General features: G+C 46.9%; 16 protein-coding genes. 9 read left to right on the plus strand and 7 right to left on the minus strand.

Annotated features, from left to right (window positions below; translation table 11 throughout):
• Positions 1 to 16: 16 nt before the first annotated feature.
• The 7 genes from JJU34_RS16515 to JJU34_RS16545 all read right to left on the minus strand — a co-directional run bounded on the left by JJU34_RS16515 (position 17) and on the right by JJU34_RS16545 (position 11,308).
• Positions 17 to 2,059 carry a VCBS repeat-containing protein gene (locus JJU34_RS16515; protein WP_228693509.1) on the minus strand — a complete coding sequence of 681 codons (2,043 nt, stop codon included), beginning with the start codon at positions 2,057 to 2,059 and terminating at the stop codon, positions 17 to 19.
• Between the two features lie 116 nt (positions 2,060 to 2,175).
• Positions 2,176 to 3,393 carry an MFS transporter gene (locus JJU34_RS16520; protein ID WP_228693510.1) on the minus strand — a complete coding sequence of 406 codons (1,218 nt, stop codon included), beginning with the start codon at positions 3,391 to 3,393 and terminating at the stop codon, positions 2,176 to 2,178.
• 4 nt (positions 3,394 to 3,397) lie between these two features.
• Positions 3,398 to 5,503: a M28 family peptidase gene (locus JJU34_RS16525; protein WP_228693511.1), complete on the minus strand. Its 2,106-nt coding sequence runs from the start codon at positions 5,501 to 5,503 to the stop codon at positions 3,398 to 3,400.
• Between the two features lie 54 nt (positions 5,504 to 5,557).
• The gene (locus JJU34_RS16530) at positions 5,558 to 6,724 is read right to left on the minus strand and encodes an NlpC/P60 family protein (protein WP_228693512.1); all 1,167 of its coding nucleotides are present in this window, start codon (positions 6,722 to 6,724) and stop codon (positions 5,558 to 5,560) included.
• 136 nt (positions 6,725 to 6,860) lie between these two features.
• On the minus strand, positions 6,861 to 8,162 hold the full coding sequence (locus JJU34_RS16535; RefSeq protein WP_228693513.1) for an amidohydrolase family protein: 1,302 nt from the start codon (positions 8,160 to 8,162) through the stop codon (positions 6,861 to 6,863).
• A gap of 69 nt (positions 8,163 to 8,231) precedes the next feature.
• The gene (locus tag JJU34_RS16540) at positions 8,232 to 9,623 is read right to left on the minus strand and encodes an amidohydrolase family protein (RefSeq protein ID WP_228693514.1); all 1,392 of its coding nucleotides are present in this window, start codon (positions 9,621 to 9,623) and stop codon (positions 8,232 to 8,234) included.
• Positions 9,624 to 9,757: 134 nt separating this feature from the next.
• Positions 9,758 to 11,308 carry an amidohydrolase family protein gene (locus JJU34_RS16545; protein ID WP_228693515.1) on the minus strand — a complete coding sequence of 517 codons (1,551 nt, stop codon included), beginning with the start codon at positions 11,306 to 11,308 and terminating at the stop codon, positions 9,758 to 9,760.
• 351 nt (positions 11,309 to 11,659) lie between these two features.
• Between JJU34_RS16545 and JJU34_RS16550 the strand changes: the two genes are divergently transcribed.
• The 9 genes from JJU34_RS16550 (at position 11,660) to JJU34_RS16590 (ending at position 20,364) form a co-directional block, all read left to right on the plus strand.
• Positions 11,660 to 12,205, plus strand: a complete 546-nt coding sequence (locus JJU34_RS16550; protein WP_228693516.1) for a methyltransferase domain-containing protein — start codon at positions 11,660 to 11,662, stop codon at positions 12,203 to 12,205.
• 50 nt (positions 12,206 to 12,255) lie between these two features.
• Positions 12,256 to 13,317, plus strand: coding sequence for a PA0069 family radical SAM protein (locus JJU34_RS16555; RefSeq protein WP_228693517.1), 1,062 nt, complete (start codon positions 12,256 to 12,258; stop codon positions 13,315 to 13,317).
• 50 nt (positions 13,318 to 13,367) lie between these two features.
• Positions 13,368 to 13,574, plus strand: coding sequence for a DUF3253 domain-containing protein (locus tag JJU34_RS16560; protein ID WP_301005398.1), 207 nt, complete (start codon positions 13,368 to 13,370; stop codon positions 13,572 to 13,574).
• Positions 13,571 to 14,140 (plus strand): peptide-methionine (S)-S-oxide reductase MsrA, encoded by a 570-nt coding sequence (gene msrA, locus JJU34_RS16565; RefSeq protein WP_228693519.1) that lies wholly within the window; start codon positions 13,571 to 13,573, stop codon positions 14,138 to 14,140. Before JJU34_RS16560 ends, msrA begins: the two co-directional genes overlap by 4 nt.
• A gap of 184 nt (positions 14,141 to 14,324) precedes the next feature.
• A complete protein-coding gene (locus tag JJU34_RS16570; RefSeq protein WP_228693520.1) occupies positions 14,325 to 15,998 on the plus strand; it encodes a hypothetical protein in 1,674 nt (557 codons plus the stop codon).
• A gap of 480 nt (positions 15,999 to 16,478) precedes the next feature.
• Positions 16,479 to 17,078, plus strand: a complete 600-nt coding sequence (locus JJU34_RS16575) for a DUF4255 domain-containing protein (protein ID WP_228693521.1) — start codon at positions 16,479 to 16,481, stop codon at positions 17,076 to 17,078.
• Positions 17,075 to 17,926 (plus strand): hypothetical protein, encoded by an 852-nt coding sequence (locus JJU34_RS16580; RefSeq protein ID WP_228693522.1) that lies wholly within the window; start codon positions 17,075 to 17,077, stop codon positions 17,924 to 17,926. Before JJU34_RS16575 ends, JJU34_RS16580 begins: the two co-directional genes overlap by 4 nt.
• Positions 17,927 to 17,937: 11 nt before the next feature.
• The gene (locus JJU34_RS16585) at positions 17,938 to 19,908 is read left to right on the plus strand and encodes a phage tail sheath C-terminal domain-containing protein (RefSeq protein WP_228693523.1); all 1,971 of its coding nucleotides are present in this window, start codon (positions 17,938 to 17,940) and stop codon (positions 19,906 to 19,908) included.
• 27 nt (positions 19,909 to 19,935) lie between these two features.
• The gene (locus tag JJU34_RS16590) at positions 19,936 to 20,364 is read left to right on the plus strand and encodes a phage tail protein (RefSeq protein ID WP_228693524.1); all 429 of its coding nucleotides are present in this window, start codon (positions 19,936 to 19,938) and stop codon (positions 20,362 to 20,364) included.

Here is a 20,364-nt window from a genome sequence, read left to right on the forward strand (position 1 = left end):
GGTAGTTGTCAGCTGCCTAGGGGACAGGTAGGTAGTAGAAATAGCCGTCTTCCGCACCGATGACCAAATAGCGCTTGTCCTCCCATTGGGCAATGGTAGGAGTAGTGGAATGGGCTGCTAACAGATGATGGTGCACGGGACCGTTGTCTTTAAACCGCCACATCCCCTCAGAATCCTTTCCAAGTCCTTTTAATACATTCACATTGGTGGCGCTGTTGACCAAAATATCCAACATGCCATCGCCGTCCCAATCAAAAAAAGTAAAGGTTCGTCTACCACTTCCTCCTGCATCGCGTTGATTCATCCGCAACAGTCCCGAAGTTTCGTTTTGGGGCCGTCCGCTTCCATCGTATGCTGAAACTCCCTCGCCCCAAAAAACGCGCTGTGGCGGTGCCAAGCCTAGAGACCCATCCGCATTTCGTGTTCTTTCAAATAGTGCCAAAAATCCTTCCTGGTCCAACATAACCAAGTCCATCAGGCCATCTTCATTCCAGTCTATCAGGTGAGGTGTAGTGCGCCATTGGGTGACCAATTCTTTTCCCTTAGGCTTCCACCATGTCCAAGCTGGGGTAGGGGTGACACCCGCGTAGTCTACTTCCAATGGGATAGCAGAAGCCAGCCTAGGGTTTGTCCTAGTGCCTATATTTTTGTAAAAAAGCACCTTACCCCAAATCCCATTGGTTACGATGTCCGGCAGTCCGTCTCCGTCCCAATCTCCTACGGAAGGATTGGTATATCCCCACTTGGCTTCCGCAGGTCCCTGAATAGAGCCGTTTGGGCCGGCTTGTTCGCGAATAACGCCATTTTGGTCTGCCAGGTACACCGGTGGTGCCCAGTGCGGGGGATTTCCTCCCAGGTTTTTGATAAAACCCAGGTATCCCGCTGTATTTCCCACGATCAAATCTTCCAGACCGTCTCCATCCCAATCCACACTCACCGGTGCGGCGAGTGCTCCAAACTTTACCCGATCAGCCTGTTGCTTAAAATACTTAGGGGGTAGAAACTGCGGCAAACCGTCAACAACGGCGCCCGTTCCTTCAATCAGGGCCACCCGTCCATCTTCGTCACCTACGACCAAATCGACAATGCCATTGCCTGTAAAATCCACGGCCGTTGGGGTAATCATGCAAAGTTCCATTCGAAGCGGTACTCCGGCAACTGAAAGTTTCCTTCCGGGTCCATATTTCGGATCTTCACGGGTTCCTACGTTTTCAAAATAGGTAAAGCCATCCAGAAACTCCCCACACAGTAAGTCTAAATCTCCATCTCCGTCAAAATCCGCAAAATTTGGAGAAGGCATCCCGTACACGTCAACGGCCTCACCGGCAGTTGTGTAAATTTTCCTGGGTTTTGCGTAGTCGGGTTGCTCATCGGTGCCACGGTTTTCCAATAGGTACGTGTATCCTCTCAGGGGACCGTTTTTCCACTTGCCGTTTGCATCCCACGCATCATCCCAGCCGTATTCCCCCCAAAAGCCAATACCAACAACCAAGTCCAGTACCCCATTTCCCGTAAAGTCGACAAACTTCCATTGATTTGCCCGTATACGGCCCTCCCCTAAATGGATTTGATCGGGATCGCCGAGTACTTGGGGATATTCAAACCCGGAGTTTTTAAAATCGGGGTAGTAGGCACCGGACGTGGTTACCCGCCACTCGTTATTCACGTAGGAAATTTGCGGTGACCTTCCTGCGGGTCCCATGCGGAAGCTGGGTTCAAAGATGGGCAGCAAGGTAGCGGGGTCTGTTTTTCCGCTGTGCAGGAACACATGAACGCCGTTAGAAGGGCGATCGGTACAGGCAACGACGAGGTCCATTAAGCCGTCGCCGTTCCAATCCATGGGTAATGGCCAAGCCCATAGACCCACACCTAGGTCAACCATTAATGAAGGATTTTGGTAGGTAAGCGTAGAAATTTGCCCAGTAGTGTCAGTTTCGGTGTTCGAAAATGGTTCAACCGGATGGGTTTTTTGCCGCTCAGAGGACTCGGCGGAAAGAAGGAGGGCAGCAAAAAAGACTACCGGAAATGTAGCTGTGACTACGTGAAATCGATGCGTCATGGTGATTTTGGGTTGGTTAATCAAAGACTACTGCTGCCTACCATAAATATACGCCATAATCTCATATTAGGCCAATTGATGCTTGGGCCTGTATAATCACGGGTAAAAGGTACGATTTAGGCTTGTCCCTTCTTCTCCTTCAGATTGGGGAGCAGCCAAGTGATCAGGCCCAACAGTGGTAAGAAGGAGCAAACCAAAAACACAAATTGGATATCCGTCTGATCGGCAAGCTTGCCCAAAAGGGCAGAACCCAATCCCCCCATCCCGAAGGCAAAGCCAAAGAACAGTCCGGAGATCATGCCTACGCGGCCGGGCAAGAGCTCCTGGGCATAGACCAAAATAGCGGAAAAGGCAGAAGCCAATACCACCCCAATCACTACGGCAAGGATGATCACCCATGCCAAGCCAACATGGGGTAGGAGTAGGGTAAAAGGAGCGGATCCAAGTATGGAAATCCAAATAATGTATTTTCTCCCGTATTTGTCTCCCATAGGCCCACCTAAATAGGTACCCGCCGCTATCGCCGCGAGAAATACGAACAGGTAGACCTGGGACGTGGCTACGCTGACCTGAAACTTTTCAATGAGAAAAAAGGTGAAATAGCTGGTCATACAAGCCATGTAAAAGTACTTGGAAAAAATCAGTACCAGCAAGATTGCAACCGAAGTTTTGACCTTTCCGATGGACAGTCCATGATGGGAAATCGTAAAGGATTTTCCCACCGAGGCCTTTCGCGCGGCTATATTAGCCCGGTACCAATGACCTACTTTATACAATGCCAAAATCGCCAACATGGCCCCTAGGGCAAACCAGCGAACATTTCCCTGTCCGTAGGGCATAACTACCAAGGCCACCAATAAGGGACCAATGGCGGAGCCAGCATTGCCGCCAATCTGAAATACTGACTGCGCAAAACCCCGTCTGCCGCCCGATGCCAAATAAGCCACACGGGAAGATTCGGGATGAAAAACCGAGGATCCCATGCCTACCAAAGCAACCGCGCACAAAATCACCCAGTACGAAGCTGCGGAAGCCAAGAGCAGCAAACCCAGCAAGGAAAAGCCCATGCCGATAGCCAGGGAGAAAGGTTGGGGCCTTTTGTCGGTAAAGTATCCGACAAAAGGCTGGAGTAGGGAGGCAGTGGCCTGAAAGGTGAGAGTAATCAACCCAATCTGGGTAAAACTCAATACGTAGTTATCCTTGAGCAGGGGATAAATAGCCGGAATAACCGACTGCACCAAATCATTTAACAGGTGTGCAAAGCTGATCGTGAACAGGATGGGATATACCGTGGATTCACTAGTGGCAGTGGCCGATACCTTTACATTTCCCACGGTTTTAGTTTGTTTTCATTAGATCCATGGAGTTTGCGATGCGCTGTGACAACTTTTTTATGGCTTCGGTGTAAGTGCGGTCCCACTTTTCCATGGAGGAGACGTCTTTTAACTCTATGGAATACTGAATTGCGGGGAGTACCCAGGAAGCATAACCGCTAAAAGGATCAATCGATCCATACAAGGATTGATACCAGCCACCGAAGGGCATACCTTCTTTCATCAGAAAGCTTTTTTCCCATTCGAGTAATTTCTTGTTCAGTTGTATCAACTGCTTGTTAGACAGTGTATTATTATCTAATGCACTTTCAAGTGCCTGCTCAAACCTTTCAGCCGTAGATGCCAAGTCTGAGATGGCCGCTTTTGAACGGGAAAACCCTGAGAAGTTTGCGGAAAATGCATGGATTTGTTTCTCTGCTTGTTCGAAATGGGTGACTAGGTCCTGAGCATAGCGACTAGGTTTGTAGGGTATTACATCTGCATTTGCCGCGCGAAGGGCCATGATTCCTACCCATTGCTCCACGGTTCCACCCATCTGAAATGTGGGGTCTGCAAATTTCTCGTAAAAGTGAAGGTTATCGTAGTTCGTGTGGTAAAGCGTGGGGCCACCTGCACCGCCACTTAGCGAAGGGATTCCGGCAAACATGTAAAATGCGATGTGATCTGAGCCTCCACCCAAGGCCCCCATCGTCGGTTCTGCGTTATTTCCTGCCCAAGAATCAAAAATGGTTTGATCTGAGTCGGGGAGAGTAACCGCGTGCGTAGCTCCTGCCATGAGATGTTTTAGACTGGGGGAGGAGGATCCTCGGACATTTCTTCCGGCCACGCCTGCATCAAAATTCATGTAGGCAACTGTTTTGGCCTGTAGTTCCTCTTTCAGTTGCTCTACCCACTCAGCAGAACCGATCACCCCATGCTCCTCGCCATCCCAATGGGCAATGAGAATAGATCTTTTGGGCCTTTGGCCACTGTTGGCCATTTTTCCAAGTGATTCACTGAGCGCCAATAACATGGAGGTTCCACTGTTGGGATCGGTGGCACCGAAGGACCATGCGTCGTAGTGACACCCAAGGATAACCCATTCGTCGGGAAACGTACTTCCCTCTAACATTCCTACCACGTTATTGATCCGAACAAATTCCCGTTTTTGTTCGACTTTCAACCGAACGGTAAGTGCATCTCCACCCTCTACCCGATAGGTGAAAGGCAATCCTCCCTGCCACCCTGTAGGCACCGGCTTGCCTTTCATAGCTCCAATAATTTCCTGTGCAGACCCGTAGGGAATGGCAGTAACAGGAATTTTGGGCAGCTCCGTGTCTTCTGGCTTTTTTCGAGTTACCTGTTTCTTTCCGTCAAGGGGCAACGCAGGCTCAAAAGGTGTCAAGGGATCCCCTGTGAAGGGCACCGTCAATAGGGATCCCCGCTGTACCGAACTTTCGTTGTAGTATATTCCATCCGGATACACCAACCCCTTGGCATAGCCACTGTCACCTGGATCGGTGAAAATAAGCAGGCCCACGGCCCCGTATTCTTCGGCAAACTTTGCCTTATAGCCTCTGAAGTTACCACCGTACCTGGCAATGACAATTTTTCCCTCTACCGAGACACCGAGCGTCTTTAATTGTTCGAAATCGGCTTTTGTACCGTAATTGGCATACACTACCTCAGCCGTTACATCGCCACTGCCTGAATAGGCATTCCATCCCTTCTTTAGTTCGGGATGGTTGGAGTATGGATCATCCGGTAAGACATATTCCTGCTGATTGAGTGGCTTCCTTATTGGCGTAATGATTTCTACGAGTGATTCGCCTGGTTCTGGCGCCAGATAGACATCATAGGGATAAAAATCGACCTTCCATCCGGCAGCTTTCATGGTTTCGCCTAGATACCTTCCGACTTTGTGGTTTGCTTCACTGCCCGCCACATGTGGCTCGGAACTGATGGTCTCGAGATGTACTCTAAAACGGGAGAAATCAACCGTTTCAAGGAACTTTGCCTCCAGTTGCTTTTGGGTTGCCAGGTTATCTTTGGTAAAACCGTAATGCAGCTCCTGTGCTTCTACCTGAAAGAAAGCAAGGGTAAGTAGAAAAATGGCAAAGGATTTTTTCATTATAGTTTGTTATTGCGTGTTAGTGGAATGATTTGAATGTACATTGTTTCGCAGCTATTGGATTAGGCTATTTACTTTCCAAAGGTTATTTCCAGTAGTATTGCGGATTCTCTTCGTACGTAGATACCTGTTTAACTCGTATTCGTCATAGTTTTCATCATTGGGATCAAAACTACTGATTCTCACCCTTCCCCGTGAATGGATGAAAGATTGGTCTCCAATCCACATACCTACGTGCACTACCCGTTCAGGCGAATTATCTGTAGCAGGCACTCCGAAAAAGAGTAAATCGCCGACCTCTAAGTCATCCCAGTTCTTGGACGTATCCACTTCTTGCCCTTCATGTACTTGTTGGGAGGCGTCGCGGGGAATAATCATGCCGTTCAGGAAGAAAATGGTCTTGGTAAACCCACTACAGTCCAATCCTTTGGGTGAGGTACCGCCCCATAAATAAGGAACACCCATCATGCGCTTTGCCGTTCCGATTAGGTTTTCGTCCGACAATTCCCTGGAAGCTAGCCAAGATACATAGAGCAGAGTTTCTTCTTTGGGCACAAATCCCCTTCTGCCATCCGGCAATTCAACCGAGTAAAAACCACCTTCGTCACCGAGGTTCTTCAGAATATTGCCGGCTGTTAGGTCTGAAACGGGCAATTGGTAGCTGTCCGGTTTGGAAAATACCGTACCCAGCATTTCAGTATATACCAGTTTCTCTGCTTCGGACCAAAGGGCCATTTCCCGCGCGGATTTCAGTGCAATTCCCGCTGCATCCACCCAGGAAATATACCCTTCTGGGGTCTGTACTAGGTACCAGCTGTCTTCTTTCTTTAATACATTTAAAGGAGTGCCCAATAGCGCTTGGGTGGCCAATTCGGCAGAATGCTTCGGTTGGCTGCGAATGTTTGCCACGGAGATGGTAACTAGGGCTTGGGTCTGCTCGCCTAGTTCCTTATCGGGTAGTAGATTTACCTGGTTTTGGTAAGATACGCCACTTTCATCAATCCGTCTAACTAGCTCCATCAGCGCATCAGGTAGGTTGGTTTCTCCTTTGAGTAAGCCATCCTCAAAAGTGATCTCCCAGAGTGCCACTCGTTTGTCAGGAGCATAGTCCGATTTAATGGAGGAAATGATTTCAACTATAGTCGCTTCGTGGCTAGGCTCGCTGCAGGAGGCCCAAAAAACCGAAATGGCGCACAAAATGAGGTAAGTGGCTTTCTTCATTCTACGGGTAGTTGTCATTGGTCAAGGCAACAAACTAAGACTCTAAAGGCCGAAAAGCCGACAACCCAGTTTGCATTAGGCAAATATACCGGTCATTCGGAAAAAACAGACAGTCTTTGCATACTAATGTGTGCAATCACTTCGCTAAGCCGGGACTTCTGTCCATGAATTCTTGATAAAGTCGAATTTGCCGGTTGGTGAGCGGAATTTTATATCCCTGTATAAAAACATGGTGGATTTGGGTCCTCGGCTCAAAGGGGTCTCCGTCCGACACAAATAGGTTGGCTAATTTACCTTCTTCCAATGATCCGATTTCTTTATCCAATCCAAATATCTGGGCGGGATTGATCGTGATGGCTTTTAGCGCTTCTTCTTGCCCCATGCCGTAGGCTGCGGCAAAGCCCGCATGAAAAGGGAGGTTTCTCACATTCTCCGCTTCATTGGTCCGGAGAGCAACTTTTACCCCAGCCTTGGTCATCAACCCAGCATTGGCATAGGCGATATCGTATCGGTCTGACTGCCGTGAAGGAATTGCGAGTACGGGTCCGGTAATAACTGGAATTCCCGCATCAGCCAGGTGTTCGGCTACCCGCCAACCTTCCGAAACCCCACTAAAAATAATCTGTATATCCTTTTCTTTAACCCAAGCCAGGGCACTCAAGATATCACTAGCGGCATTCACTTCGATGATAAGTGGTAATTCTTTTCGCAGGACTTTTGCCAATTGGGCCATTTCAGGGTAATAACCCAAAGACGCTCCCGCTGCCTGCAACGTGTGATAGTCCACTGCATTTTTCCATACCTCATCCAATTTTTGGATGGCTTCTTTTGCCTCTTTAGCGACGGTTTCTTCGCTGCGGGTGTCATTGGGTCCTGTTCTCCCCGTGTGGGGAAACGCCAGTACGATTCCTTTGAATCCGGCATACATTTGCTCCGGGGTGTATCCGTTCAGGTGGATCAATGCGGAAGTCCCGGGGAAAAGCCCACCGGAGGGCAAGGACAGCGTGGTAGTAACTCCGCTAACACGTGTCACGGGAATGGCTACAGCGTTGGGATTTATGGCCACTAGCGTCTGCATATTGGGAGTGACGTGGCCGATTTCCTGGTAATCTCTAGTCTCCTCCAAAGAATTCACCTCAACCAAGCCAAGTCGGGTCCCCGAATCTATGAGGCCAGGATAGACAGATTTACCCCTGCAATCTATAATTTGCGCTTCGTCTCCAGAGAGCATTTTACCAATTTGCTTGATTTTTCCGTCTGCGATGAGCAGGTCGGTATCCGAAAGGATTCCATGGGTTACAGTAACCAATGTACCACCCTTCAGTAAAAATGTTCCCTTTTCTGCTTTCAGCACGGTGCCTTCCTCCTGTGCGAACAGACAGCAAATGGACGCTACGAAGGCTGCTAGGGTGAGGAAGTATTTTGCGGAAAATATCATGTGCGTAATTAAGTGTCTATTAGCGGTCATTACTTGTCCTTGGAGCTGTTTGTAACCTGCATTTTCGAATTAGTGTCGGTGCTCAAAGAGATTTCGGCCAAAGTTGCTGAAATAAAACTCCACGTCCTGCATGCAACTATGGTCTTGGGAAAACAGGTAAATTGGTTCCACGATTTCGGTTGGGCTTACTTTAAGTCGCTGATCCGAGTCATCCTCTTTCCGGTCAAAATACTTGATGCCATCTACGAATGTCATTTGCGGTATCGCGTAAATCGATAGGGGATGCTTGTCAAAGAGAACCAAATCGGCTTGCTTGCCTACTTCAATAGATCCAACCAAATCATCTATACCGAGTTGCTTGGCCGGGTTGATGGTGATCATGGCTAAGGCCTCTTGATCACTGAGTCCTCCATATCGCTGCGTTTTGGCCGCCTCGTGATATAGGTGGCGGATCACTTCTCCTGAATCGGAATTGATGGAGGTTATCACGCCATTTTTCGCCAATACGGCAGCATTGTAGGCAGTAGAGTAATACACCTCAAATTTATAGGCCCACCAGTCGGAAAAGATCGAAGCACCCATGGTGTATTTGGCTAGTTCCGGGGCTACTTTGAAACCTTCGTTGACATGCGAAAAAACAATCTTATCAATTCCGTATTCCTTACAAAGCTCGATCAGCATGTAAATCTCATCTGCACGGTAGGAGTGGCAGTGGATGATGATTTTCCCCTCCAAGATATCGCTAATGGTCTGTAGGCGGGCGTTAAATTTTGGAGGTGCTTCGGTACTGTTTTTCTGGCTACTGGCATTCCGGTAGGTTTCCCAGGCCTTTTTGTACTGAATGGCTTCCTCAAATCCGTTGCGAATGACGGCCTCTACGCCCATTCGGCTTCTGGGCTGCAATCCCTTACCCCGGCCATGTACCCTTGTGGGGTTTTCCCCGAGTGCAAATTTGATGGTTCGGGGTGCATCCTCCATTACCAAGGCATAAGGGTCTTTGGTACCGTACCGGTGTTTGAGAGTAACATTTTGCCCTCCTATGGCGTTGGCAGATCCGTGCATGGCATGGGAAATGGTCACCCCACCGGCCAATGCCCGATAGATCCCTACGTCAAAGGGGTTGATGACATCCCGCATACTTACCTCTGAAGTGATGGGGCTGGTAGGTTCATTGACGGCCTCCAACCCGATGTGTGAATGGGCATCGATAATTCCCGGCATTAAGAACAGGCCACTGGCATCAATTTCAACGGATGCGTTCGATCCGCGAAGGCCTTTTCCGATTTGGCGAATTTTGCCATCGGATACCCAGACATCGGTATCTTCCATGATACCCTTGGTAATGGTCAGTACCGTCGCGTTTTTGATCAGGTAATTGTTAGCCGCTGTTTCTTGCCCTAGCAGGAAATTGGGAAAGGAGGCCAATGCGGCAAGAGTCATCAATAATTTAACACGTTGCATGTGCGTCTAATTGCTTTTTGATGAGGTAGATTATCCCGATTTACTGAGGACGGTCTACTTCGAATTTCTTTTAAGAGGGAATTTCGAGTACAACTCGGTCATCCCATAGTGAGTCGTATTTGGCAGGTACTGCGTCACGTAGTGGGTTTTTCCGTCCTTTTGGCTTTGAATGGAAATCTTTCCGTACCCATTACATCCAATGTTCCGTTAAAGCTAGCTCCTGTCACATCGCCATGCACGGACAGCTTTATTTTCCGATCTCTCGAATCCAAGCTAAACCCAAAACTCAACATGGTAGCCGATTTTTTAATATCCTCCAGTGGGATGGTTTTTTGACCTGGCTTTTCGGGATCATCGATGGTGATTTCACCTTTCCATTTTCCGGATTCACGCCAGATCGCGAGATTCCCAGATGACTCGCCAGCGGGAGTACTGGCATGGTAATTCCAATATTCCACACCATTCGTTGCTTCCAGGGCATCGCTTTTTTGGATATCGAACTCGTATACGTGGCCATTCACAATCATGTATTTGATCTGCGCCTCGCGGTCGAAGATCGGATTGGTGGATAGTACGAAATTCGCCAGCTTGCCTACTCGGATATCTCCTGCGGTCCGTTCTATGCCGAGTATTTTAGCCGGATTGACCGTCAGTGCGGCGAGTGCCGCTTGCTCAGAAAGTCCATGTTCGATCAGTAGGCGAAGGTTGGTAAATAATTTTTCTTTGGAGAGCTGCTTTGTAGTGAAAGCAAAAGAAATTCCAGCCTTTTCGTATTTAGCGGCTAATGCTAACCGGCTTTCGTATGCTTCGGAAACCCTACTAGAAAGGATTTGGGTCGCTTCGCTCTGCGTGGAGTCGGCCTTTTGCTTGGGTTCCTCTGGCAGGTTCAGGCTTAATACTGCCGCTATCTGACGGGCCTGTATAGTAGAAATGTAATCTTCACCTTCGGTTACCCCACCCAAAATTAACTTAAACCCGTATTCTTCCTGCAAACGTAAGGCTCGACCTATATCTAGTTCCGTGTTTGTTTCAAAATAAAGTGCTTTTTTTCTATCTGTAGCCGGAATCAGACTCTCCAGCACAGGGTTTTTTTCAGGAATTCGTACGCCCGTTTGGGACGCATATTGGGTCTGATGAATATCCAACAACTTGGCGTTTTCAAACAGATCCCTAAACTTGGCCATTACCCCTAAGTTATTTGCCGGATACATCCCACCAACCGTACTAAATCGAGCATAGACAGCTGCATCGTCCATCAACACCATCGGTTCATGGGGCTGGGTGTACCCGAGAACCGCTGTCTTGCCGGGTAATAAGCCCATTCCCATCGGGATTTTGTGTGCCATCGCAAACCCCAACTTACGCCATTCCGCCTGCTGGGGGTGTTGGGTATCCAAATGATCGAGCACACTGATCTGAGGATGAATACCAGCCAAGTAGTTGTCTGGATTGGAGCTATCAAAATCTTTGGGCTTTTCTATCGTGGGCGGGTTGGAAACTCCCACCTTACTGGCCATATCAATGAACCCAGGGTATACAAACAGCGAATCACCTACTATTATTGCTGCTTCCGGGGGAGCACTAAGGTTTTTCCCCAGGGATGTAATGATCCCGTCTTTGAATAGAATATCCTGCCGCTCCTGTACAACTCCCGGCTCGGAAATGACCGTTGCATTTCGAATCAAGTAGGTTTGGGTGACAGGCTTTTTTCCGGAAGGGTCACTTTGTGCAAATCCAAAAGAAAAAGAAGCAAAAATGCCTAAAATGAAAATTAAGCCGAAACGTTTGTTACAGGACATACAGGAACATCAACAATGAGCTTTCAAATTTAACCGGCCGGTTTACATATAAAAATAGTTTTATTCAGAAATAGGTATCTTTTGGAAGAGTGGTGCCTGCTTCCTACAAAGCATGTATTTAAACGGTAAGTAAGTCGGCTAAACGCTCCTGATATAGGTAATATTCCCCTGCAGTATAGATGTCAGATTTCCTTTAACTATATTTGTCCCTATTCAAAAAACAATCACACAAGGAATATGGGAAGAGGATCTCTCTTTAAAGAGCTTTTTGTTAACATAAAAACCACCGGAGCGGTGACTTTTAGTTCCAAATCATTGGTCAATAAGATGCTTTCATTTGCCGATTTTAAAGATGCGCGCCTCATCGTGGAGTTAGGTGGCGGTGACGGCAGTATCACACAGGGTATTGTCGAAAGAATGCATCCCGAGGCGCAACTTTTTGTGTTTGAGATCAACGAACATTTTTGCGTTAATTTGAAAAAGCAGTTCAAGCAGCCAAACATCCAAGTGATCTGTGATTCGGCAGAAAACCTTGATGAGTATCTAAAAGGGCAAAAAGCAGACCTGATTTTATCATCGCTGCCATTTTCACTGATACCCAAGGATTCCCGGGTGGCCATTTACGAAAAATCAAGTTCTGGATTAAAAAATGGCGGGGCATTTATCCAAATTTGTTATTCCTATTTACTAAAGTTTCAGTTTGCTCCCTATTTTAAAAGTATCAAAACAACTTTCACCCTAAAGAATTTCCCTCCTACGCTGATCATGATTTGCAAGCCCTGATTGCGTGGAGTTGATTGTGTGTTTGGTTCAAAAGTATTAAATTGGCCCAAATGAACCGTCACCTAACCAAAGGCCGAGGAGCTGGGTATTCTCCACCCAATAAATTCCAACAAAGTGAGTTGGTTCAGGAATTTATAGAGGGATTGGATGAAGAAATCCTGACGGAAAAACCTGCTACTAAATTTATTGAAGTACAGGTGAAGAATCCCTTAAGCAAAAACGACAGCCCCGATTTGCTGTTAAATTACTCGGTAAATCCTTATCAGGGTTGTGAGCACGGTTGCATTTATTGTTACGCAAGGAATAGCCATCAATACTGGGGCTACGATAGTGGTTTGGGATTTGAAACAACCATCTTGGTAAAGAAGGACATCGTCCAAACCTTAAAGAAAACCTTTGAATGTATATCCTATAAACCGCAAGTCATTCTGCTTTCCGGCAATACGGACTGTTATCAGCCGGCAGAGCGTACCTATCGACTTACGAGGGGAATATTGGAAGCCTGTCTTGCCTACAGGCATCCGGTAAGCATTATCACCAAAAATGTATTGATAAAACGTGATATGGATTTACTCGTTGAGTTGGCTAAACATCGCCTTGTTCATGTGTACTTTTCCATCAACCACTTAGATCCTTCACTTAAATCCATGTTGGAGCCCAGAACAGCCTCAGCAGCAAAGAAATTGACATTGCTCGCCGATTTTTCAGCACATGGGATTCCCTGCGGTATCATGGTGGCCCCGATTATCCCGGGGATAAACCTGCAAGACATGACCTCCATCGTACAACAAAGTGCAGATGCCGGCGCCCTAAAAGCAGGCTACACGGTGGTTCGACTCAACGGTCAATTGGGTGATCTGTTTCGGGATTGGTTGGAGAGGTATTTCCCTGACCGTGCGTCCAAAGTATTGAATCAGATTCAATCGTTACACGGGGGTTCCCTAAATGATGCCAATTGGGGTAGACGGATGAAAGGGGAGGGCACGATGGCCGAACTCATTCGGCAGATGTTTCAAGCAGCTAGCACCAAATACCTATCCAACCGAACCATGCCAGACTATGATTTTTCAGCATTCAGAGGGAACGGCCAACTTAGTTTATTTCCATCATGAGCCTAGCTATTTTGGAGATCGCTATATTGGAGATGTGTAGAATGCGTGGGATGGCTAGTTTTTGTCCATCAGAAGTAGTACGTTGGATGTACCCAAATGCTTGGCGGCATTTCATGCCAGACGTCCACCATGCGATGATGAAGCTGTACCGGGACAACTTAATTTCGGTAACCCAGGCAGGAATTGAGGTGGACAAAAACTTTTTACCAAAGGGGCCTGTTAGAATTCAACCAATCAAAAAAACAAACCAGTCATGACAACATTGCCAACAACAGCGGTGAACACACCGGAGGGTATGGAAGTAGCCACATTAGGGGCTGGGTGCTTTTGGTGCACCGAAGCGGTTTTTCAGAAATTAAAGGGTGTTGTTCAGGTCAGATCGGGGTTTTCGGGTGGCCATGTGACTGATCCAAGCTACAAATTGCTGGTAACCGGAACCACAGGCCACGCTGAAGTGGTGCAGGTGCATTTTGATCCGAAAGTGGTGAGCTTTGAGGATCTATTGGCGGTCTTTTTCGTCATACATGACCCCACTACCCTTAACCGACAGGGAGCAGATGTAGGTCCTCAGTACAGGTCAGCGATCTTCTACCATACTCTGGAACAACAACAGATCGCACAGCGACTAATCGATCGATTGCAGCAAGAGCGGGCATTTGAGGAACCAATTGTAACTGAAGTGACCGCTTTTGCGAATTTTTATCCAGCCGAAGATTATCATACCAATTATTTTGAGCTGAACGGAACACAGCCCTATTGCCAATTTGTGGTACGACCGAAGGTGGAGAAGTTTAAAAAAATGTTTGGTGACCAACTTAAATAGTCCCGTGACCGAAGGATTTCGGCTATCTTTGCAGGCTAGGGATCCAGTCAGGTGCATGCACGATCCAATCAAATAAACCGGGTTTATCGGAGTTTTTTTCGAACTGAAATACGCCTGTTTACTGAAGGTCAACCGGTTATGCCGATAAGAGATACGACACTATTGAAGCAAAAATGAGTTACCTATGAAGCGAACCAAAGCCCAACAATCCAGATCCGCCATTGAACGTCTATACATCACGATGCGGCACCTTTTTACGAGAGGTACCTACAAGCCAACCGGCGTTTCTGGGGAATCCCTGATTGACTCCTTGTTGATTTTGAGTCCGGAGATTTATGGCTCGGTGACAGACCCCGAAAAAATCGAATTGGATGGGTTGCTTTATGTGATGGAGCGGCTTCCAAGAGGTATAGAAGAATGCCGGTATATCAGGCTTATCAGTAGGGAGGGATATGAAAAATCCGGATTTACCCCCATTGTTCCCGCCAAACGCCGCCGAAACTGCTACCGGGTTGACGAGGATCAGATGTACGTGGAAATGACCCGTGGAAAAAGTGACATTTATGATATTCTTACCCATCTGACTTTTTTGTTTATCGAATCCAAAAAGATTGCCCGAAACAGTATGGAGCCCAAGGGTGCTACCAATTTAAACTGGGAGATGCTGGAGCAAATTGTGGAGAAGGAAGAAAGAGACGAGGATTTCAGTAGGGAGGCAGCCTGTTCCTACCTTAGCCATATCACCGGCAGAACCTTCGAAGAAACCCATCAGGCGGTCGAAAAATTTGAATCTTCCAACCACACCAATAGCCTTTTCTCAATTGTTTATCACTTGGGTAAGTTATCGATGATGGAGTTAAAAGATGAGAAGGACCGACAAATCAGCTTTTCGGCAACGCTGAGAGAGCGGGTGGGGCACCACGTCTATGGCGAACTTTGGGCAGAGAGGATCAAGCAGGTGCTCGACGAGGAAGCACTTATCAACCGTCCAATTCACATTATCAGCGCGAACCTTCATAGCTTTTTAAACACCATTTATGGTCATCAAGCACTTGGCTTGGATTCCTTTGAGGCCATTGAAAAAGAGGCGCTTGAGATTGGGACGGCCGGAAAAAACAGCAAAGCTCGAGAGATTGAGGCTTATGCGAAACAACATGGACTAATCCAACTTCCCGATGTAAGCGGTACCAATATCGGTGTTCAACTTATTGATACGAGTAAAATGGTATCTAAGACCTTGATACCGAATGTGGTCCTTCCAACGGATGAAAAAAAGAAGCCGGTACTGATCGTGATGGATTATGCTTTTGGAGAACAGGCCTACGAGTGTTTTGACGAACTCCTTAAGCCCTTTGAAAAAAATGGTAAAAAGATTCCCTTGGACATCATCTCTGCCTCTATCATGGGTAAGGCGGGCATCCTAAAAGGCAATAAGGGAGATATAATGATTCCAAGTAGTCATGTCTTCGAGGGTACAGCGGACAATTATCCGTTTAAAAACGAGCTAAAATCTGTAGATTTTGAAGGGTATGGATTGCAGGTATTTGAGGGACCCATGATATCGGTACTCGGTACATCCCTGCAAAACAGAGATGTACTTCAATACTTTATGGAATCCTCCTGGAAAGCCATCGGATTGGAAATGGAGGGGGCACACTATCAAAAGGCGATACAGTCCTCCAGTAAAATCCGAAATAGTATCCGAAAAAATGTGAAAGTCCTCTATGCCTATTATGCCTCCGATAATCCCCTGGAAACTGGCAGCACATTGGCTTCGGGTGCCCTGGGGATGGAAGGAATTCGACCCACCTACTTGATTACCTATAAGATCTTAGAAAAGGTAGGAGAAACCTTTTAGTCCAAAGGGACAAACCAGGAAGCTCCTGATCGCTAATTAATTCTGCTTTTCTCACACGGAGGCTCGTTTGGCAGCCTATTCCAGTGTGCTAGGACTGTTGTGGCCATTCGGAACCTTTGAAGTACGCTTTATTAGTAAAAAGTTATATGAAATTTTTTTGGATATATAATATTTTTAATAAATACAGTAGCTGTTTATAAAGCTTTTTTTTTGTAAAAGGAAAAATTTCGAAAGTCAGAAAATATCTTTTTTCCGATTAGGATTTACGAATTAATAATACCAAATTTGAGTAGTTCGGTAATTAATTTTGTCGTTTGCGAAAAACTCAGATAAAAGGTTATCATAGCTATCGACATTTTTATGGGGTTGGTTACTGATTTTGTGAAGAAACGTTTAGTTTATCGTAATAAAAAGCCTAATATCCTAATTAGCCACAATGAATGTTCTATGTCGGACTACTAATGAAATTTGGTCATTTGTATGATTTTCGAAATTTTTCAAATACTGACCGAGCAGGTAAACCGCTACTTTCGAGAAGTCGGTTTAGACGATTCTGAAGTAGTTTTGGATAATATTGCTTTTGTGGATGGCCCAACCGATATGGCAGAAGCTATGCGGGATAAGGTAGTGATGAGCATGGTTAATTTTCAGGAAGAGCCCGCACTCAAAAATTTCCCCAATCATCTAAAAGGCGATAGTCAAACGGTCTATCGAAACCCGATTGTAAATATTCATGTATTTGCACTTTTCAGTGCAAACAGAACGCAGTATGCGCAAGCACTAAAGGACGTTTCTGTAGTGATGGAATATTTTCAGTCCAAGAAGGTGTTTACACAGGCTAACACTTCCTACGACCGGGAAGTAAGTTCCATGGCATCCGTTGGTCCCTTCCGGTTTACGGTAGATTTATTTAGTCCTTCCTTTGAGGAGTTGAACTTTATATGGGGAACGCTCGGAGGCAGGCAATTGCCTTCGGTTCTATATAAAATATGCCTCTTGCCTATACAGTCTGGAAAAGCATCGGGAACAGGTCCATTAATAGAGACCGTAGAAAATTCACTCAAACACCGGGAGTCATGACTGTCCTTGCATACCATACGCTCTTTTCTGTTCGGATTTTTCACCGGTTCTTTTTAGACTTGGGAGCAAGCAGCTTTGAGCAGTTGGACGATCGAGCCAGAGATCGGCAATTGGAACGGTATGATTGGCGGCAATTTTTTTCCTGGATGCCTGTAGGAAATACGGCTCGGTTGCTAAAGGGCCACCAAATAGTCGTCAAATCCAGCCCTACACGCTGGGATGCATTGATTCGAAGGGATTCAGAAAATATGCAGGAATCATTTATTCCTGTTTCCCCAGACCTTACGTTGGTTTTTGGGTTGTATTATAAAGACCCGTTTTTCGAGCACTACACCGAGATGCCTTTTCTTAGCGATGAGGCGATGGTTTGGTGCAATAATCTGGAGCGCTTTCCGCTTGGCGATGCGCATAATCCGATTGCGGTGGAAGAGGATATATTTTTTAACGAGGGAATAATTGCTGATGCCAGTGTCAAAAGGTCACTTTGCGAACAGTTGGGGATCACTCTTTCCTCAGACTGCAAAGGCCTTTTGATTTTAACGATGCAAGGGCAGAGTGGTGCTTATAATATTCTGAATGGAAATGGTACCCTAAAGCAGACTCCGACTGACTTTTACCTAAACTTCGCCAATAGAGCTACCTATTGGAGGTACGTAAAACCGGAAGCCGCATTTTCTGTAGAAACTACGGACGTAAAGCCCCTGACACGGGATGGCTTTGTACCCATCGATTTGGAGTCGGATTTTTCCGGTAGCCCGCAATGGCCCAGTGAACACCCCTTCCCGAATCCCGATATTCAATTCCTTAAACGAGAAGGAGACAAGCTCATATCTGAAATCTATTTATAATTCTAGGAATCATGGCAACTAACTACAGAACCCCCGGCGTGTACATAGAGGAAATATCCAAATTTCCTCCTTCTGTTGCACAAGTAGAAACAGCGATCCCGGCATTTATCGGCTATACCGAAAAGGCCAAGGCTCAGGAGGAGGACTCGTCCCATACCCTGATCAATATTCCGACCAGAATCGTATCCATGCTCGAGTACGAGGGGTATTTTGGTGGTCCGGAAGCGGAAATCGGTATTCAGGTTACAGTGCGTGAGCAGAGTGGCGACAGAAGTATCTTGGTAGAAGCCCCTGATTCGGATGATAAATCGCCCTTTCTGATGTACTATTCGATGCAGGCCTACTTTGCCAACGGAGGAGGACCTTGCTATATAGTTTCCGTGGGAGTATATGAGGATGCACCGGATGTGGACCCTGTTACGCGTGCGGCCTTGGTTACGGGTTTAGAGGCGCTGGAAAAGGAAGATGAGCCTACGCTCATTTTGTTTCCCGATGCTACCTCCTTACCCGATTCAGCCGATTTTTATGCGGTGTACAACAGTGCACTTACTCAGTGCCGCAAGCTAGGTGACCGATTTGCCATTATCGATACCTATACCGATCACCTTGCTACAGAGATAGGAGCTCCGGAAGGAGTCCGGGATATGATTACGTCGGAAATTGAATACAGAAAGTATGGGGCTGTATATTATCCGTATCTGGAAACCATCCTAAACTATGCCTACGATCCCGAAGAAATTACAATTAGCCATACCGTGGTGGATTCCACCCCGGTGACAGATATCTTGGATGAAGTGGACGATATTATGTCGGAAGGCGACGGCATAATAGCTGGTATACCTGCCCAGGTAGCGGCGATTACCGATGCAAATACAGCATTGCAGGCGCTTGATGACGCCGATGCCTTCACTAACCGGAATTCCGTTGTAGATTCCTTGGGTGAATTAGCTACCATGCTTTCAGAATATAGCGATCTGATGCAGGAGATCGTCGACAACGCCAACAACGTAGCAGCCATGGCTGTTTCTGATGCGGATCTTGCAGATGCGGCGGCAGATGCGGCTTCGGCTGTTGCCGCTGAATTGGAATCAGATGCAGATCTGGGCACACTCATTCAAACACTCACGGATCAACAGGCGAGTATTACCGGCGCTGCGGATGGGGCCGAGGTAAAAACAGCCTCCGCCGATGCTTTGGCAGCCATCAACGCCGCCAATGTAGCCACTTTGCTCCAGGGCATCATGGATTTGGTTGACCCTGCATTGGTAGATGCACTTTTGGATATTGAAGACATGGATATGGAGTCTGATGGTGTATTAGACGGAATGTCGATGAGTGAAATAGAAGAAGTGGATAGTGCGACCTACAACAAAATAAAATCGGGGATCAATAAACTGAAGGTAGTACTGCCGCCCTCGGCAATTGTGGCAGGTGTATACGCAAGGGTTGATGGAACTCGGGGAGTCTGGCAGGCCCCTGCAAATGTGTCCCTCAATTATGTGGTTAAGCCAACTGTAAAGGTAACCAACGAAATGCAGGACAGGCTCAATGTGGATACTACCTCTGGCAAGTCCATCAACGCGATAAGGTCATTTACCGGCAAAGGTACACTTATTTGGGGTGCCCGTACCTTGGCTGGAAACGATAATGAGTGGCGTTATGTGCCGGTTAGGAGATTCTTTAACATGGTGGAAGAGTCGGTAAAAAAAGCAACCGAACAATTTGTCTTTGAACCCAACGATGCCAATACCTGGGTGAAGGTGCGGGCGATGATTGAGAATTTTTTGGTATTGCAGTGGCGGGCCGGAGCATTGGCAGGAGCCAAGCCGGAGCATGCATTTTATGTTCGGGTAGGCCTGGGACAAACGATGACGGCACTTGACATTCTGGAGGGCCGCATGAACGTAGAAATCGGCATGGCAGCCGTCCGACCAGCTGAATTTATCATTTTGAAATTTTCGCATAAAATGCAGGAGTCATAAGAGGTTTCACTATAAATCATTTCAATCATGAGTTATCCATTGTCAAAGTTTCATTTCTCCGTTGATTGGGGAGGAACAAAAATTGGTTTTACGGAAGTGTCCGGACTGGATGTGGAAACCGAGGTCATCGAATACCGTCATGGGGCTAGTCCCGAGTACAGCAAAGTCAAAATGCCAGGTCTTCAGAAGTTCAGCAACATTACGCTAAAGCGAGGCACATTTAAGAGCGATAACGAATTCTATGCGTGGTGGAATTCTGTATCACTTAACCAAATCGAACGAAGAGATATCACCATCAACCTGCTAAACGAAGAGCACGAGCCGGTAGTGAGTTGGAAGGTTAAAAATGCGTGGCCTACAAAAGTACAATCGACGGACTTAAAGGCAGACGGTAACGAAGTAGCCATCGAGTCAATGGAGTTGGTTCACGAAGGGCTAAGCATTCAAAACGACTGA

The organism is Lunatimonas sp. (assembly GCF_020832325.1).
Lineage (GTDB): Bacteria > Bacteroidota > Bacteroidia > Cytophagales > Cyclobacteriaceae > Lunatimonas.

Bases quoted from the DNA above. Each gene is read 5' to 3' on its own strand.
- JJU34_RS16575 (WP_228693521.1), top strand. From the start codon at position 16,479: ATGATTTTCGAAATTTTTCAAATACTGACCGAGCAGGTAAACCGCTAC.
- JJU34_RS16540 (WP_228693514.1), bottom strand. From the start codon at position 9,623: ATGCAACGTGTTAAATTATTGATGACTCTTGCCGCATTGGCCTCCTTT.
- JJU34_RS16570 (WP_228693520.1), top strand. From the start codon at position 14,325: ATGAAGCGAACCAAAGCCCAACAATCCAGATCCGCCATTGAACGTCTA.
- JJU34_RS16550 (WP_228693516.1), top strand. From the start codon at position 11,660: ATGGGAAGAGGATCTCTCTTTAAAGAGCTTTTTGTTAACATAAAAACC.
- JJU34_RS16525 (WP_228693511.1), bottom strand. From the start codon at position 5,503: ATGAAAAAATCCTTTGCCATTTTTCTACTTACCCTTGCTTTCTTTCAG.
- JJU34_RS16590 (WP_228693524.1), top strand. From the start codon at position 19,936: ATGAGTTATCCATTGTCAAAGTTTCATTTCTCCGTTGATTGGGGAGGA.
- JJU34_RS16535 (WP_228693513.1), bottom strand. From the start codon at position 8,162: ATGATATTTTCCGCAAAATACTTCCTCACCCTAGCAGCCTTCGTAGCG.
- JJU34_RS16555 (WP_228693517.1), top strand. From the start codon at position 12,256: ATGAACCGTCACCTAACCAAAGGCCGAGGAGCTGGGTATTCTCCACCC.
- msrA (WP_228693519.1), top strand. From the start codon at position 13,571: ATGACAACATTGCCAACAACAGCGGTGAACACACCGGAGGGTATGGAA.
- JJU34_RS16515 (WP_228693509.1), bottom strand. From the start codon at position 2,059: ATGACGCATCGATTTCACGTAGTCACAGCTACATTTCCGGTAGTCTTT.
- JJU34_RS16585 (WP_228693523.1), top strand. From the start codon at position 17,938: ATGGCAACTAACTACAGAACCCCCGGCGTGTACATAGAGGAAATATCC.
- JJU34_RS16530 (WP_228693512.1), bottom strand. From the start codon at position 6,724: ATGAAGAAAGCCACTTACCTCATTTTGTGCGCCATTTCGGTTTTTTGG.
- JJU34_RS16560 (WP_301005398.1), top strand. From the start codon at position 13,368: ATGGCTAGTTTTTGTCCATCAGAAGTAGTACGTTGGATGTACCCAAAT.
- JJU34_RS16580 (WP_228693522.1), top strand. From the start codon at position 17,075: ATGACTGTCCTTGCATACCATACGCTCTTTTCTGTTCGGATTTTTCAC.